Below are 15,136 nucleotides of genomic sequence, written 5' to 3' on the forward strand. Positions count from 1 at the left end.
GGATACCCAAATCAGAAGGGCAGGCGCAAATCGGGCCGGATGGCGAGCAGCAGCGCGCGGAACTGTTCCTGCACCTTCGCCAGGCTCTCGGCATCGCGCCCCTCGAAGCGCAGGATCAGGCTCGGCGTGGTGTTGGAGGCGCGCACCAGCCCCCAGCCGTACTCGAAGTCGGCGCGGATGCCGTCGATCATGGTGATGTTGGCCTCGGGGAAGTCGGCCCGGGAGAGCAGTTCGTCCATGAAGGGCTCCAGCTCCGCCTGGGGCAGCTCCACCCGCAGCTCGGGGGTGTTGACCGCATCGGGCAGGCTGGCGAACACCTCCTGCACGGACCGTTCGTCTGCGGCCAGGATCTCCAGCAGGCGGGCGCCGGCATAGAGGGCGTCGTCGAAGCCGTACCAGCGCTCCTTGAAGAAGATGTGGCCGCTCATCTCGCCGGCCAGCAGGGCGCCCGACTGCTTCATCTTGGTCTTGATCAGCGAATGGCCGGTCTTCCACATCACCGGCTCGCCGCCGCGCTCCCAGATGGCGGCGGTGAGGTTGTTGCTGCACTTGATGTCGTAGATGATCTGCGCGCCGGGGTTGCGCGAGAGCACGTCGGCGGCGAACAGCATCATCAGCCGATCGGGCCAGATGATGCTGCCGTCCGGGCCCACCACGCCCAGCCGATCGCCGTCGCCGTCGAAGGCGAAGCCCAGATCGGCGCCGGAAGCGCGCACCATCTCGATCAGATCCTTGAGGTTCTCGGGCTGGCTGGGATCGGGATGGTGGTTGGGGAAACGGCCGTCCACCTCGCTGTACAGCTCCACCACCTCGCAGCCCAGGGCCCGGTAGAGCTTGGGGGCGATGCCGCCGGCCACGCCGTTGCCGCAGTCCACCACGATCTTGAGCGGCCGCTGGAGACGGATCTCCGAGGTCACCCGCTCCACGTACTTGCTGCTCACCGGATGGGTCTCGTACTGGCCCTGGCCGGTCACGAAGTCCTCGGTGTAGACCCGCTCCTTGAGGATCTGGATGGCATCGCCGGCCAGCGATTCGCCGTCGAGCGCGATCTTGAGACCGTTGTAGTCGGGCGGGTTGTGGCTGCCGGTGAGCATCACGCCGCTGCCGTCGGTGAGTTCGGCGGCGGCGTAGTAGAGCAGCGGGGTGGGCACCATGCCCACGTCCACCACGTCCACCCCGGTGGAGAGGATGCCCTTGACCAGGGCCTGACCCAGTTCCGGCCCGGAGAGGCGGCCGTCGCGGGCGAAAGCGATGCGGTGCACGCCACGGCTGATGGCCTCACTGCCCAGCGCCTTGCCGATCAGCTCCATGTGTGCGGCGGTCAGGGTGTGGCCGACGATGCCGCGGATGTCGTAGGCCTTGAAGATCTCCTCCGGCGGCAGGGCCGGCGGGGTGGCGGGGGCGGCCGGCGCCGGTTTCGCTTCCGCCTGGGGGGCGGCCGGGGCCGTCTGGGCGGCGCGCGCCGCCTCGAAGGCAGACAGATCGTCCAGCTCCTCCACCGCCACCGAGGAGACGTCCATGATCTGCGAATCGTCCATGTCCTCGATGCGCAGCTCCTTGAGGCTGAGGCTGGTGGCGTCGTCGTCCCGCTCCCGCTCCATGGTGTTGCTCTCTTCCACCAGGTTGGCGATGCGCCGGCTGGCCTCGCGGAACTCGGGCAGCAGGAGCTGATACTCATGGGCCTTCCGGCCGTAGAGCTCGGCGGCCATCATGGGCATGAAGTTCTCGAGATCGTGGCTGATGGCCCGGCTCAGCGACCGCCACAGCAACAGGATCAGCAGGAAGCTCATCAGCGCGCCGACCACGAACACCAGCAGGATGTGGGTGTCCAGCAGCCCCGGCTCGCCATGGCGGCTCAGCCAGAGATTGACCTTCCAGCGGGTGCCGGGCACCGGGACTTCCGCCGAGCGGCCCTCGGAGCGCAGGTTCGGATCCCCGAGCTGGGCGAGCTGCACGCCGGCCCGGTCGGAGATGGTCTGCACCAGACTCACGTACCCTTCCTTGCCCGCCAGCGCCCGAAGCCACTGGTTGAGCGCCTCCACCTTGAGCGCCACCTGCAGATGGGCCAGCACCCGCCGGCCAGCGGCATCGAGCACCGGCTGGATGATGTCCACGTGCTGCTGGGGTGTGCCGGGCACATGCACCTCCACCGGCGGCGCGGCGCGGCGCTTTTCCGCCTCGCGCATCATGTCGAGGCAGGCGAAGCCGATGGGCGGACGCACCTGCGGGTCCGGCGCGGCCAGCCCCACGGGCACGAAGCGCACGCTCAGCGCCCAGGGGAACAGGGCCTGCAGTTCCCGGGCGCGCCGGGCCAGTGCCGCCCGGTCGCCGGCCTTCGCCAGGGCCACGATGGCCGGGTCCCGGGCGATGGTCCGCGCACCCTGCGTGTATTCGGCCAGTTTCAGCGCCAGCCCGTCGGCCAGTTGCCGGCCCTGGGCCTCGACGGCCACGGTGCGCAGGGCCTGCAGCCGTTGCAGGGGAAACAGCTCGGCCAGAAAGATGCCGGTGGTGAAAATGAGAATGAAGGTGCCGATGGCGATGAGGCTGGCCGCCCTGAGACTGAGGCCGGTGCCCTTCCTGCTCTTCCCGCCCCGCCGCTTGCGGGCACGTAGTTTCCCTGCTCTTGCCACGCCGGATGTCTCCCGTCGGTGTGTGCCTGTTTCGATTCGCCGTGCGATTGCCGGAATGGTTCGGTGTTGTCCGGCCATCGGGCCGGGGCAATCGTCATTGCTTGAGCGGCTGGGGGGCGCCGGTCTTTAGCGATTCGTTGCGTATTGCCTTCCTTAATATAACGGAAAGCCTGCCGTGACAAGCCTTGCCGGTGCCGGCAGGCGCGCCGTGTCAGCCCCGGCCGGTGTGCCCGAACCCGCCCTCGGCCCGCTGGCTGGCCTCGAAGGACTCGACCACCTCGAAGCGGGCCTGCACCACCGGCACGAAGACCAGCTGGGCGATGCGGTCGCCCGGTTCGATGGTGAAACTGTCCCGGCCGCGATTCCAGCAGGAGACGAAGAGCTGCCCCTGGTAGTCCGAATCGATCAGGCCCACCAGATTGCCGAGCACGATGCCGTGCTTGTGGCCCAGCCCCGAGCGGGGCAGGATCACCGCCGCCAGGCCCGGATCGCCGATGTGGATGGCCATGCCGGTGGGAATCAGCTCGGTGGCGCCCGGCGGCAGGATCAGCGGGCCGTCGACACAGGCGCGCAGATCCAGGCCGGCGGAGCCGTCGGTGGCATAGTCGGGCAGGGGAATGGAATCCCCCAGGCGGGGATCGAGGATCTTCAACTGGATGGATTGCATGGCGCTCGCGGGTCTGTTCAGGAAGCCAGGCGCGAGTATAACCGACCCCTCCGGCGCACCCTACCTCGTCCCTCGTCCCTCGTCTCCCGGCTTCGGCTTCCTGCGTCGCTCTACCTCCTGCATCCCTGCAGTCGTCGTCCCTCCCAATGGGACCACCTTGGCCGGTTCCGGCCGCGCGGCGTGGAAGGCCTCGAGACGGGTGGCAATGTGTTCGATGAGCTGGCGCGCCAGGCGGGCCTTGCTGGCCAGCGGCAGGCTGGCCTCGCCACCCGGCCAGAACAGGTGCAGGGCGTTGTCGTCGCTGCCGAACACGCCACCGGCCTCGGGGGCCGCCGGGCCCACCCGGTTGGCCGCCACCATGTCGATGCCCTTGCGGACGAGCTTGTCCCGAGCGTGGCGTTCCAGATCGTCGGTCTCGGCGGCGAAGCCCACGCAGAAGAGATCGGGGCGCCGGGCCTTCACTTCGGCGAGGATGTCGGGCGTGCGCTCGAGTTCCAGGGTCAGCGTTTCGGCCGTCTTCTTGATCTTGGCGGCGGCCGGCCGGGCCGGGCGGTAGTCGGCCACTGCGGCGGCGCCGATGAAAATCGCCGTGCCCGGCAGCGCCGCGAGCACCGCTTCGTACATCTCCTGGGCGCTCTCCACGTCCACCCGCTCGACGCCGGGCGGGGTCTCCAGGGATACGGGGCCGCTGATCAGCACCACCTGGCCGCCCGCCTCGGCCGCGGCCCGGGCCAGCTGGAAACCCATCTTGCCGGAACTGCGGTTGCTCAGGTAGCGCACGGGGTCGATGGCCTCGCGGGTGGGCCCGGCGGTGATCACCAGGCGGCGGCCGGCCAGAAGGCCGCTGGCAAACAGCTCCCCGACGCGGGCCACCAGCGTTTCAGGGGCCAGCAGGCGGCCGGCGCCGGTGTCGCCGCAGGCCTGCGGGCCCTCGTCGGGCCCGAGCAGCACCACCCCGCGGGCCCCCAGCGTGCGCACGTTGTCGGCCGTGGCCGGGCTGGCCCACATCTTCGCGTTCATGGCCGGCGCCACCGCCAGCGGCACCTCGGAGGCCAGGCACACGGCGGCGAGCAGATCGTCGGCCCGCCCCTGGGCCAGCCGGGCCAGGAAGTCGGCGCTGGCCGGCGCCACCAGGATGGCGTCGGCCCAGCGGGCCAGCTCGATGTGGCCCATGCCCGCCTCGGCCGCCTCGTCGAGCAGATCCCGGTGCACCGGATGGCCGGAGAGGGCCTGGAAGGTCAGCGGCCGGACGAACTCGCCAGCCCCGGCGGTCATGATCACCCGCACCTCGGCCCCCGCCTCGCGCAGCCGCCGCACCACCTCGCCAGCCTTGTAGGCCGCGATGCTGCCGGTCACGCCCAGAAGGATGCGCCTGCCGGCCAGAAATCGGGAAGGATCGGTCATGGGGCGATTGTAGCAAGACAGGGACGAGGAACGAGGAACGAGGGACGAGGAAATCGTGAGCACCGGAATATGGCCATCAAGGCAACACGTCGCACCTTCGCCGTACCATTGAGTTCCTCGCCACTCGGCCCTTGGCCCTCGTCCCTGCCGCGCCCCGCGCGGCTAAATCCAGCCCCGCTCCGCGAAGGCCACGCATTCGCCGTCGCCGACCACCACGTGGTCGAGCACCCGCACGTCCACCAGGGCCAGCGCGTCCTGCAGGCGGCGGGTGATCCGCCGGTCGGCCTCGCTGGGTTCGGCCACGCCCGAGGGATGGTTGTGGGCCAGGATCAGGGCGGCCGCATTGTGATGCAGGGCGCGGCGCACCACCTCGCGGGGATGGACCGAGGCGCCGTCGATGGTACCGCGGAACAGTTCCTCGAAGGCGATCACCCGGTGGCGGTTGTCGAGAAACAGGCAGGCGAACACCTCGTGGGGATGATCCCGCAGGCGGCTGGCCAGGTAGCGGCGGGTGGCGGCCGGATCCGTGAGGGCGTCGCCCCGGCTGAGGGTGGCATCCAGATGGCGGCGGGCCAGTTCCAGCACGGCCTGAAGCTGGGCATACTTGGCCTCGCCGAGGCCGGGGCGGGAACAGAATTCGCGGCGCCCGGCCCCGAGCAGGCCCCGCAGGCCGCCGAAGTGGCCCAGGATCTCGCGGGCCAGATCCACCGCGGTGCGCCCGGGAAGGCCGGTGCGCAGGAAGATGGCCAGCAGTTCGGCATCGGACAGGGCGCCCGGGCCCCGCTGCAGGAGCTTCTCGCGCGGCCGCTCGGCCGCCGGCCAGTCGGGGATGGCCATGATTCACCTCCATGTGAACGAGAGCAGGGGAAAGGGGAAAGATACAAGAGGAAAGGGGGCACAGGAAAGTACACACAATTTTAGGGTTGCTTTTAGCGGCAGGCGCTTTTCTCTTGTCTCTTGTATCTTTCCTCTGCTTTCAGTACCATTCGCCCTCTTTTTTCGCCCGCCAGGGCCATTTTCTGTTTCTGGAGAAGGAACCATGTCGAGAGTCTGTCAAGTGACCGGCAAGCGGCCGATGACCGGCAACAACGTGTCTCATGCGCACAACAAGACGCGCCGCCGTTTCCTGCCGAATCTGCACAGCCACCGCTTCTGGGTCGAGTCGGAACAGCGCTGGGTCAAGCTGCGCGTGAGCAGCAAGGGCATGCGCATCATCGACAAGAAGGGCATCGACGCCGTCCTGGCCGAGCTGCGCGCCCGCGGCGAAAAGGTCTGAGGGAGAATTCGTCATGCGTGAAAAGATCAAGCTCGTATCCAGCGCCGGCACCGGCCACTACTACACCACCACCAAGAACAAGCGCACCATGCCGGAGAAGATGGAGATCAGGAAGTACGATCCGGTGGTGCGCAAGCACGTGATCTACAAGGAAGCGAAAATCAAATAGGTTTTCGTCACCGGCCTGCGACAAAACCCGCCGCGTGCGGGTTTTTTCTTGCCCGGCCTCCGGTCAAGTCGCCGCCGGGCCCGCCGATAGATCGGGGGAAGCCCTTCCCCCGGAATCCGCCCATGGCCCAGGTATACATCGGACGTCAGCCCATCTTCGATCGAAACAACCGGGTCTTTGCCTACGAACTGCTGTGGCGCGGCGGCGACGACAACCGGGCCGGGTTCGCCGACGGCGATCTGGCCACCACCCAGGTGATGCTCAACGCCCTGACCGAGATCGGCCTCGACCGGCTGGTGGGGGAACACCGGGCCTTCATCAATCTCACCCGGCGCTTCCTGCTCGGCGAACAGCCCCTGCCGGAGATGACCGATCAGGTGGTGCTGGAGATCCTCGAGGACATCTCGCCCGATGCGGAAGTGATTGCCGCCGTGCGGCGCCTGGCCGCTCTGGGCTACTGCATCGCCCTGGACGACTTCCTCTACCGGCCGGAACTGGAACCGCTGGTCGAACTGGCGGACATCGTGAAGATCGATCTGCTCGCCCTCGATACGGCGGCGCTGCGCGAGCACGTGACGCGGCTGCGCCGCTACCCGCTGAAGCTGCTGGCGGAGAAGGTGGAGAACGCCGAGCAGCACGCCCTGTGCCTGGATCTGGGTTTCGATTACTTCCAGGGCTACTACTATGCCCGCCCCAACGTGGTGGCCGGCCGGCGCATGCCCGCCAACCAGATGGCCCTGCTGCAACTGCTGGCGGCCCTGCGGGATCCGGATCTCGGCGATGCCGAGCTGGAGGAACTGATCGGCCAGGACGTGGGGCTGGCCTGGCGCCTGCTGCGTTACATCAACTCGCCGCGCTTCGGCCTGTCCCGCGAGATCGACTCCATCCGCCAGGCCATCGCCCTGCTCGGCCGGCGGATCCTCTGCCAGATCGCCTCCCTGCTGGCCATGGCCCAACTCGGCGACAAGCCGCCGGAGCTGATGATGACCGCCCTGATCCGCGCCCACATGGCCCGCCGCCTGAGTGGCGAACTGGACCCGGATACCTGCTACACGGCCGGCCTGTTCTCGGTGCTCGACGCCCTGCTGGATCGGCCCATGGCCGAACTGCTCGCCGATCTGCCCCTCTCCGAGGAACTGACGCGCGCCCTGCGCGACCGCAGCGGCCCGGTGGGCGAGGTGCTGGCGACCGTGATCGCCTACGACGAGGCCGACTGGGACCGGGTCTGCGCCAGCGGCATCGATCCGCAAACCCTCAGCACGGCCTACCTGGAGGCCATCGACGAAGCCGGCGAGACGGCCGGTTTGCTGACCTGATCGCCCCTCCTCTGCCAGTGTGACCGGATTCACACTTTTGCCGGTCAAGCCCCGACATGCCGCTGCCGATACGTTGCATGACAACCGGCACATTTCCGAGGGAGCGCAACATGGCCTATTTCGTGTGGAACGAGGATCTCGACGTCGGCGTCGAGTCGATGAACGATCAGCACAGGCACCTGATCGAGCTGATGGAAACGGTCTACCAGAAGAACCGCAGTGGCGCCTCGCGTGACGAGATCCTCGCCGCCGTGGACGAACTGGGCGCCTTCGTCATCGAGCACTTTCGCGACGAGGAGGCCATGATGGCCGAACAGGGCTTTCCCGGCCTCGACGCCCACCGGCAGCTCCACGCCAACCTGCTCACGGACTTCACCCGGCACACGGAAGCCTTCCGCAACGGCAGCGACGCCACCCTGCCCGAGGATTTCATGGCCTTCCTGAGCCTGTGGATCAACACCCACATCATGGCCATCGACACGAAGTACAGTCCCGAGTGACGAGGGGCGTGGTCCCGCGGGAGGCTGTGGCCTACGCGCTTCGTTCCAGCAGCAAATTGCCGTAGGCCTCCATCTCGCACGACCAGCCCGGCGCCAGCCAGGTGGTGGAGACGGTTTCGGTAATGAGAGCCGGGCCGGTGATCACCTGGCCGGGCGCCAGCGTGTCGCGTGGCCAGACGGGCACGGGGCCGTCGTGCCCGGCCAGGCTGACGTGCTCGGCCGGCGTGCCCGGGGCGCAGGCCGCCCGTTCGGGCAGGACCGGCGGGGCCTGGCGGCTGCGCAGAGAGACGCGCAGGTTGACCAGCTCCACCGGCCGCGCCAGGCGGTGGCCGTAACGGGCCGCGTGCAGGGCGTGGAAGGCCGCTTCGCTGCCGGCGGGATTCGTCCAGGGCACGTTGAGGGTCCAGGACTGGCCCTGGTAGCGCAGATCCAGGCTGCGCGAGACGCCGATCTCGTCTTCCGCCACGCCCTCGGCCCGCAGCTCGGCGCGGCCGGCCGCTTCCAGTTCGGCGAACAGCGCGGCCAGTTCCGTGGCGTCGAGGCTCGCCAGGGGGGCGATGCGGCTGCGGGAGCGTTCCCGGGCCCGCGGCGCCACCAGCATGCCCAGGGCCGAGAGCACCCCGGCATGGATGGGCACCATGGCGTGGCGCATGCCCAGCGCCTCGGCCAAGGCGCAGACGTGCAGGCCGCCCGCCCCGCCGAAGGAGACCAGGGTGTGATCCCGCGGATCGATGCCCCGCTGCACCGAGATCACCCGCAGGGCATGGGCCATGTGTTCGTTGGCGATGCGCACGATGCCCTCCGCCACGGCCAGCGGCGGCATGTCCAGCTCTGCCGCCAGCGCCCCCATGGCCTCGCGGGCCGCCGCCGCGTCCAGCCGCATGCCGCCGCCGAGGAAGGCCTCGGGGCGCAGGCGGCCCAGCAGCAGGTTGGCGTCGGTGACCGTGGGGCGGCGGCCGCCGCGGCCGTAGCAGGCCGGGCCCGGATCGGCGCCGGCCGACTCGGGACCCACCTGCAGCAGGCCGCCGGCGTCCACCCAGGCCAGGGAACCGCCGCCGGCGCCGATGGTGTGCATGTCGACCATCGGCACCGCCACCGGCCAGCCGGCGATGCGCCCCTCGATGGTCAGGCGGATTTCGCCCTCGATGAGGGCCACGTCGGTGGAGGTGCCGCCCATGTCGAAGGTGAGCAGCCGCTCGCGGCCGGTGAGTTCGCCCAGGAAGCGGGCCGCGGCCAGGCCTCCGGCCGGCCCCGAGAGCAGCATGCGCACCGCCTGGCGGCCGGCCTGGGCGGCGTCGATGGTGCCGCCCGAGCTTTGCATCACGGAAAGCCCGGCTTCCGGGGGCAGGCCCGCCTTCAGGCGCCGCAGATAGCCGTCCACCAGCGGTCCCACGTAGGCGTTGAGCCAGGTGGCCATGCCCCGTTCGTATTCCCGAAACTCGGGGAGCACTTCCGAGGAACGGCAGACGAACAGCGCGTCGCCCAGGGCGGACGCAAGGGCCTGCGCGATGCGCCGTTCGAAGCGCTCGTCCCGCCAGGCATAGAGCAGGTTGATGGCCACCGCCTCGGGCCGGCGCTGGCGCACGGCCGCAACCAGCGCCTCGAGATCCGCCTCGCTCAGGTCTTCCAGGGTCTCGCCGGCCGGGCCAAGGCGGCCGCCGGTCTCGAGGCAGTCGTCACGGGGCACCGGCGGTGCGAGCGGCGGCGGCTGCAGATCATAGAGTTCGCGGCGGGTCTGGCGGCCGATGGTGAGCATGTCCCGCAGGCCGCGATTGGTCACGAACACGCATCTGACGCCCTTGCCCTCGAGCACCGCGTTGGTGGCCACGGTGGAGCCGTGCACGATGCGCGGAGCCTCGCGGGCCAGGCCCAGCTCGGCCAGCCCCTGCAGGATGGCCTGCTCCGGCGCGGCGGGGGTGGAGAGCACCTTGTGGGTGACGAGCGCACCGTCCCGCCACAGGACGAAGTCGGTGAACGTGCCACCGGTGTCGATGCCAAGCAGCACCGTCATGCGGCAACGACCCGATCGCGTCCGGCCTGCTTGGCCGCGTAGAGGGCTTCATCGGCCCGCGCCAGCAGGGCCTGGGGCGTTTCGTCGTCTGCCAGGGCCGCCACGCCGAGGCTCACGGTCAGCGGAATGCGGTGTTCGCCCACCTGCACCGGCGCCGAGCGGATCCGCTCGCGCACCCGTTCGGCCACCTGGCGTCCGGTCTCGAGGGAACTGGCTGGCAGCACCAGCAGAAACTCCTCGCCGCCGTAGCGGCCGACGATGTCGCGCCCCCGCACCGCCGCCTCCAGGCGCCGGCCCACTTCCTTGAGCACCTCGTCGCCCACCAGGTGCCCCAGTTCGTCGTTGACGCGCTTGAAGTGATCGAGATCGGCCATGGCCACGGCCAGCGGCTGGCCGCCGCGGCGCGCCACCGACACTTCGTTGGCGAGCACCGCGTCCAGATGCCGCCGGCTGGCCAGCGCGGTGAGCGAATCGACCCGCACCTGCCGGGACAGTCGTTCCTTCTCGTCGGCCAGGGTGTGCACCGAGCGGATCAGATCCTGGATCTGGAACTGGTGATAGATCTCGATGGCCAGGCTCATGTCCAGCTTGATGATGCGACCGAGAAACCGGCTCACCGTCAGACCTGTCGCCGACTCGCGGAACCATTCGTCCGGAAAGTGGTCGAGGATCAGGTCTTCCAGGAGGCGATAGGCGGCCAGGTAAAGACTCAGCGGCATGCCGATGTGGGCATGGGCCATGCCCGCCCGCAAGCGGTTCTCGAAGTAGTCGGCGCTGTCGAAAGCGATGCCCAGCGTGTCGAGATAACCGGCATGGGTGACCTTGAGCTGCGGCACCTTGCGTCCGCCATCGAGAAACAGCGCGGTTTCGGGGCGGGTGAGCAGATAGTCGTAGAAGGCATCGATGATGCGGGCACCATGGGGTGTGATAACCTGCGCATGCAACTGACCGGCCAGTTCGTGATCGCCCGCCTGGAAGCCGAACAGTTCGATCCGCCGGCGACGTCCGATTTCATCGAACCCGTACTTGTCACACAATGAATAATTCATATAATTCCCGGCGACGACCCGGAGCCGGTCGTCACCTTCCCGCAACTTTCCGGAGCACAGGACGCCCATGACGGATACGCCTCTGGTAAGTGTACTACATGTCTCCCGCCACTACGGCCAGCTCCAGGCCGTGCAGGACGTGAGCTTCAGCCTGCAAAAGGGCGAAGTGCTCGGTTTTCTCGGCCCCAACGGCGCCGGCAAGTCCACCACCATGCAGATCATCACCGGCAACCTGGCCCCCAGTGCGGGGCGGGTGCACATCGCCGGGCATGATCTGCTCGAGCAGCCGAAGGCCGCCAAGGCCGAAATCGGCTACCTGCCGGAGCAGCCGCCCCTCTACCGGGAGCTGACGGTGGACGAGTACCTGCGCTTCTGCGCCCGCCTCAACCGCATCCACCGCGACAAGGTGGCCGAAGCCGTGAAACGGGCCAAGTCCCGCTGCGGCCTGGAAGCGGTGGGACGGCGCCTGATCGGCAACCTCTCCAAGGGCTATCAGCAGCGGGTGGGCATCGCCCAGGCCATCATCCACAGCCCGGCGGTGGTGGTGCTCGACGAACCCACCGTGGGGCTCGACCCCATCCAGATCCGCGAGATCCGGGATCTGATCCGGGATCTGGGCGCGGAACACGGCGTCATCCTCTCCACCCACATCCTTCCCGAAGTGCAGATGACCTGCAATCGCGTGCAGATCATCAACCAGGGCCGGCTGGTGTTCAGCGACAGCATCGAGAACCTCAACCGGCGCATGGACACCACCACCCTGCTGGTCGCCTTCGATGCCCCGCCCCCGGTCGCCGCCCTCGAAGCCATCGACGGCGTCGAACGGGCCGAGGATCTCGGCGACGGCCGCTTCCGCCTGCATCACGCGGCCGGCGCCGCGCCGGCGCCGCGCCTCGCCGAGGCCGCCGTCAGCGGCGGCTGGGGCCTGCGTGAGCTGACCCCGGAACACAAGACCCTCGAACAGATCTTCATCGACATCACCAGTTCGGAACACGCCGTGGAGGACGCCGCATGATCGGAACCCTGGCCCTGCGGGAACTGCGCAGCCTGTTCCTCTCGCCGCTGGCCTGGTCGGTCCTGGCGGTGGTGCAGTTCATCCTCGCCTACCTGTTCCTGGCCCACGTGCAGGACTTCATCCAGTTCCAGCCGCAACTGGCGCTCATCGACAACGCCCCCGGCGCCACCCAGCTCATCGTCGCCCCCCTGTACGGCAGCGCCGGCTTCATCTTCATGATGGTGGTGCCGCTGATGACCATGCGCCTGATCAGCGAAGAGCGACGCAACCGCAGCATCGCCCTGCTGTTCAGCGCCCCGGTCTCCATGACCGAGATCATCCTGGGCAAGTATCTGGGCGTGGCCGCCTTCTTCCTCATCCTCACCGGTCTCATCACCCTCATGCCCCTGTCGCTGCTGAGCGCCGGTACGCTGGACATGGGTCACTTCGCCGCCATCGTGCTCGGCACGCTGCTGCTGGTGGCCAGCTTCGCCGCCCTGGGGCTGTACCTCTCCAGCCTCACCGTGCAGCCCACGGTGGCCGCGGTGAGCAGCTTCGGCGCCCTGCTGCTTTTGTGGATCATCGACTGGGCCGGCGACAAGGTCAGCAATCCCGAAGCCTCCGGCCTGCTCACCTACCTGTCCCTGCTGCGCCATTTCGAGGCCCTGGCCCGGGGCGTGTTCTCTACCGCCGACGTGGCCTACTACCTGCTGTTCATCACCGTCTTCCTGGTTCTGGGCATCCGCCGCCTGGATGCCGACCGACTGCAACACTGAGACCGCCATGGAAATCACCCCCAAGACCCGCTGGCAATACCGCCTGCAAAGCGGCCTGTTCCTGGTGCTGTTCCTGGCCGTGATCGGCCTGCTGGCCTGGATCTCCCACCGCTACAGCTTCGAGGCCGACTGGACGGCCAACGGCCGCAACACCCTGGCCGAACCCAGCGTCGAACTGCTCAAGCGGATCCCCGAACCGGTCACCATCGTGGCCGTGGCGCGCAACACCGATCTGGCCCCCACCCGGCGCAAGATCGAGGAACTGATCGCCCGCTACCAGGCCGTCAAACCCGACATCAGGCTCGAGTTCATCGATCCCGACACCGAGCCGGACAAGGTGCGCCAGCTCCAGGTCACGGTGGACGGCGAACTGATCGTCAGCTACGGCAACCGCAGCGAGCACGTCACCCGGCCCACCGAGGAGAGTCTCACCAACACCCTGCAACGGCTGCTGCGCAGCGGCGAGCGCCGGATCGTCTTCCTGCGCGGCCACGGCGAGCGCGACCCCGGCGGCCGCGCCAATCACGACTACGGCAGCTTCATGCGTTTTCTCGAGAGCAAGGGCCTCAAGGGCGAGACGCTGGATCTGAACCAGTCGCCGACGATCCCCGAAGACACCGCGGTGCTGGTGATCGCCGGCCCGCAGACCGACTACCTGCCGGGCGAAGTGAAGCTCATCCGCGAATACGTGGAAAAGGGCGGCAACCTGCTGTGGCTGCACGATCCCGGCCCCCTGCACGGGCTGGCCGATCTCGCCAAGGCCCTGCACGTGGATTTCGTGAAGGGGCTGATCGTCGATCCCAGCACCCAGATGCTGGGCATCCCCGATCCCTCCTTCGTGGTGATCACCCGCTACGGCGATCACGCCATCACCCGCGACTTCCGCTACATGACCATCTACCCCCGCGCGGCCGGGATCCGTTTCCTGGCCAAGGCCAACCAGGACGACGAGCGCCCCTGGCAGTACACCCAGTTCCTGCTCACCGTGGAACGCAGCTGGTCGGAAACCGGCCCGCTCAAGGGCGCCATCGCCTATGACGGCGGCGACGAAACGCCGGGGCCGCTGACCGTGGGCCTGGCCATGTCGCGCAAGCTGCCCGAAACCGGTGACACGCAGGCGAAGGACGGCAAGGGCAAGACGGTCACCCCGCAAGACAAGCCGGAACCGCAACCCGAACAGCGGGTGGTGATCGTCGGCGACGGCGACTTCCTGTCCAATGCCTTCCTCGGCAACCAGGGCAACCAGGACATGGGCTTCAACATCGTCAACTGGCTGAGCCATGACGACGCCTTCATCGCCATCCCCTCGCGCTCGGCCCCCGACACCCGCCTGACCCTGAGCGAGTCCACCTGGTCGGTGCTCGGCCTGTTCTTCCTCTTCGGCCTGCCCGGCCTGCTGCTCGGCACGGGGCTGACCATCTGGATCCGGAGGCGCCGCCAATGATGCGCTCGCGGCTGTGGCTCAACCTGGGACTGCTGGCGCTGGTGGCGGTGCTGGTCGCCATCGTGATCTTCGAACCGGGCAAGACGCCGGAACCGAAACCGCAGCCGCTCACCACCCTCGACCCCGAGGCCGTCACCCACCTGAAACTGGTGCGTGGCGAGAAGGACGTGATCGAACTGGAAAAACGCCAGGGGCGCTGGTGGCTGACCCGCCCCTGGAACCTGCCGGCGAAGGACTTCCGCGTGCAGGGCGTGCTGCGCCTGCTGGATACCGACAGCCGCAGCCGGCACGATCTCGCCGGCCTGGATCTGGCCAAGTTCGGCCTCGACAAGCCGCGCGCCTCGGTCACCTTCGACGGCGAACTGACCATCGACTTCGGCGGCACCGAGCCGCTCTCCCAGCAGCGCTACGTCCGGATCGGCGAGGATCTGCACACCATCGTCGACACCTACTACTACCAGATCGCCGCCACCCCCGAATCCTTCGTCGACACGGCCCTGCTGCCGCCGGGGGCCAATCCCGTCAGGCTGGTGCTGCCCGGCCTCACCCTGACCCTGCAGGACGGCAAGTGGCAACGGGAGCCCGCGCGGCCCGATCTGTCGGCCGACGCCAGCCTCGACCTCGTCAACGCCTGGCGTACCACCGAAGCCTTCGACGTCAGGCCGAAGGACAAGCTGCCGGAAGGCCAACCCGCCGGCACGGTGGAAGTGTGGCTCGAAGGCCAGGACAGCCCCCTGCGCTTCACCCTCATCGAGAAAGACGACGACGTCTACTTCCTGCGCGACGACGTAAAACTCGCCTGGCAGGTGACCAGGGAAAACGCGGAAAAACTGCGCAAACTGCCCGAACCGGAAAAAGCCGAGAAACCCGAAACCGAGACGAAAGACACCCCGTAGGAGC

The 15,136-nt window shown here is 68.3% G+C and carries 14 protein-coding genes; 8 read left to right on the forward strand and 6 right to left on the reverse strand.

Annotated features, from left to right (window positions below):
* Positions 1-11: 11 nt before the first annotated feature.
* The 4 genes from ACZ5BH_RS04515 to radC form a co-directional block, all read right to left on the reverse strand.
* Positions 12-2,630: a phosphomannomutase/phosphoglucomutase gene (locus tag ACZ5BH_RS04515; RefSeq protein ID WP_464890724.1), complete on the reverse strand. Its 2,619-nt coding sequence runs from the start codon at positions 2,628-2,630 to the stop codon at positions 12-14.
* Between the two features lie 211 nt (positions 2,631-2,841).
* Complete coding sequence (gene dut, locus ACZ5BH_RS04520) at positions 2,842-3,297, reverse strand: dUTP diphosphatase (RefSeq protein WP_464890725.1); 456 nt, start codon at positions 3,295-3,297, stop codon at positions 2,842-2,844.
* Between the two features lie 60 nt (positions 3,298-3,357).
* Positions 3,358-4,701 carry a bifunctional phosphopantothenoylcysteine decarboxylase/phosphopantothenate--cysteine ligase CoaBC gene (gene coaBC, locus ACZ5BH_RS04525; RefSeq protein WP_464890726.1) on the reverse strand — a complete coding sequence of 448 codons (1,344 nt, stop codon included), beginning with the start codon at positions 4,699-4,701 and terminating at the stop codon, positions 3,358-3,360.
* Between the two features lie 162 nt (positions 4,702-4,863).
* The gene (gene radC, locus ACZ5BH_RS04530; protein WP_464890727.1) at positions 4,864-5,538 is read right to left on the reverse strand and encodes a RadC family protein; all 675 of its coding nucleotides are present in this window, start codon (positions 5,536-5,538) and stop codon (positions 4,864-4,866) included.
* Positions 5,539-5,740: 202 nt separating this feature from the next.
* Here radC and rpmB point away from each other — a divergent pair, with 202 nt between their 5' ends.
* The 4 genes from rpmB (at position 5,741) to ACZ5BH_RS04550 (ending at position 7,962) form a co-directional block, all read left to right on the forward strand.
* Positions 5,741-5,977, forward strand: coding sequence for a 50S ribosomal protein L28 (rpmB, locus tag ACZ5BH_RS04535; RefSeq protein WP_464890728.1), 237 nt, complete (start codon positions 5,741-5,743; stop codon positions 5,975-5,977).
* Between the two features lie 13 nt (positions 5,978-5,990).
* Positions 5,991-6,146, forward strand: a complete 156-nt coding sequence (gene rpmG, locus ACZ5BH_RS04540; protein ID WP_464890729.1) for a 50S ribosomal protein L33 — start codon at positions 5,991-5,993, stop codon at positions 6,144-6,146.
* A 122-nt stretch (positions 6,147-6,268) separates the two neighbouring features.
* Entirely contained in the window at positions 6,269-7,462 is a 1,194-nt protein-coding gene (locus tag ACZ5BH_RS04545) for an EAL and HDOD domain-containing protein (protein WP_464890730.1), read from the forward strand.
* A 110-nt stretch (positions 7,463-7,572) separates the two neighbouring features.
* Positions 7,573-7,962 (forward strand): hemerythrin family protein, encoded by a 390-nt coding sequence (locus tag ACZ5BH_RS04550; RefSeq protein WP_464890731.1) that lies wholly within the window; start codon positions 7,573-7,575, stop codon positions 7,960-7,962.
* Positions 7,963-7,993: 31 nt separating this feature from the next.
* Here ACZ5BH_RS04550 and ACZ5BH_RS04555 read toward each other — a convergent pair whose 3' ends face one another.
* On the reverse strand, positions 7,994-9,973 hold the full coding sequence (locus tag ACZ5BH_RS04555) for a hydantoinase/oxoprolinase family protein (RefSeq protein WP_464890732.1): 1,980 nt from the start codon (positions 9,971-9,973) through the stop codon (positions 7,994-7,996).
* Positions 9,970-11,022, reverse strand: a complete 1,053-nt coding sequence (locus tag ACZ5BH_RS04560; protein ID WP_464890733.1) for a GGDEF domain-containing protein — start codon at positions 11,020-11,022, stop codon at positions 9,970-9,972. The genes ACZ5BH_RS04555 and ACZ5BH_RS04560 overlap by 4 nt, the downstream gene beginning before the upstream one ends.
* A 67-nt stretch (positions 11,023-11,089) precedes the next feature.
* On the opposite strand from ACZ5BH_RS04560, the gene ACZ5BH_RS04565 reads away from it, so the two are divergent.
* From ACZ5BH_RS04565 to ACZ5BH_RS04580, 4 genes are read left to right on the forward strand one after another with little or no spacing between them, the layout of a single operon-like run.
* Complete coding sequence (locus ACZ5BH_RS04565) at positions 11,090-12,037, forward strand: ABC transporter ATP-binding protein (protein ID WP_464890734.1); 948 nt, start codon at positions 11,090-11,092, stop codon at positions 12,035-12,037.
* Positions 12,034-12,792, forward strand: a complete 759-nt coding sequence (locus ACZ5BH_RS04570) for an ABC transporter permease subunit (RefSeq protein ID WP_464890735.1) — start codon at positions 12,034-12,036, stop codon at positions 12,790-12,792. Before ACZ5BH_RS04565 ends, ACZ5BH_RS04570 begins: the two co-directional genes overlap by 4 nt.
* Positions 12,793-12,799: 7 nt before the next feature.
* Positions 12,800-14,236, forward strand: a complete 1,437-nt coding sequence (locus ACZ5BH_RS04575; protein WP_464890736.1) for a GldG family protein — start codon at positions 12,800-12,802, stop codon at positions 14,234-14,236.
* The gene (locus tag ACZ5BH_RS04580; protein WP_464890737.1) at positions 14,233-15,132 is read left to right on the forward strand and encodes a DUF4340 domain-containing protein; all 900 of its coding nucleotides are present in this window, start codon (positions 14,233-14,235) and stop codon (positions 15,130-15,132) included. The genes ACZ5BH_RS04575 and ACZ5BH_RS04580 overlap by 4 nt, the downstream gene beginning before the upstream one ends.
* The last annotated feature ends 4 nt before the right edge of the window (positions 15,133-15,136 follow it).

The sequence above is a fragment of the Thioprofundum lithotrophicum genome (assembly GCF_055387065.1).

Excerpts from the sequence above, each read along its gene's own strand:
- dut (WP_464890725.1), bottom strand. The coding sequence starts at position 3,297 with ATGCAATCCATCCAGTTGAAGATCCTCGATCCCCGCCTGGGGGATTCC.
- coaBC (WP_464890726.1), bottom strand. The coding sequence starts at position 4,701 with ATGACCGATCCTTCCCGATTTCTGGCCGGCAGGCGCATCCTTCTGGGC.
- radC (WP_464890727.1), bottom strand. The coding sequence starts at position 5,538 with ATGGCCATCCCCGACTGGCCGGCGGCCGAGCGGCCGCGCGAGAAGCTC.
- rpmB (WP_464890728.1), top strand. The coding sequence starts at position 5,741 with ATGTCGAGAGTCTGTCAAGTGACCGGCAAGCGGCCGATGACCGGCAAC.
- rpmG (WP_464890729.1), top strand. The coding sequence starts at position 5,991 with ATGCGTGAAAAGATCAAGCTCGTATCCAGCGCCGGCACCGGCCACTAC.
- ACZ5BH_RS04545 (WP_464890730.1), top strand. The coding sequence starts at position 6,269 with ATGGCCCAGGTATACATCGGACGTCAGCCCATCTTCGATCGAAACAAC.
- ACZ5BH_RS04550 (WP_464890731.1), top strand. The coding sequence starts at position 7,573 with ATGGCCTATTTCGTGTGGAACGAGGATCTCGACGTCGGCGTCGAGTCG.
- ACZ5BH_RS04555 (WP_464890732.1), bottom strand. The coding sequence starts at position 9,973 with ATGACGGTGCTGCTTGGCATCGACACCGGTGGCACGTTCACCGACTTC.
- ACZ5BH_RS04560 (WP_464890733.1), bottom strand. The coding sequence starts at position 11,022 with ATGAATTATTCATTGTGTGACAAGTACGGGTTCGATGAAATCGGACGT.
- ACZ5BH_RS04565 (WP_464890734.1), top strand. The coding sequence starts at position 11,090 with ATGACGGATACGCCTCTGGTAAGTGTACTACATGTCTCCCGCCACTAC.
- ACZ5BH_RS04570 (WP_464890735.1), top strand. The coding sequence starts at position 12,034 with ATGATCGGAACCCTGGCCCTGCGGGAACTGCGCAGCCTGTTCCTCTCG.
- ACZ5BH_RS04575 (WP_464890736.1), top strand. The coding sequence starts at position 12,800 with ATGGAAATCACCCCCAAGACCCGCTGGCAATACCGCCTGCAAAGCGGC.
- ACZ5BH_RS04580 (WP_464890737.1), top strand. The coding sequence starts at position 14,233 with ATGATGCGCTCGCGGCTGTGGCTCAACCTGGGACTGCTGGCGCTGGTG.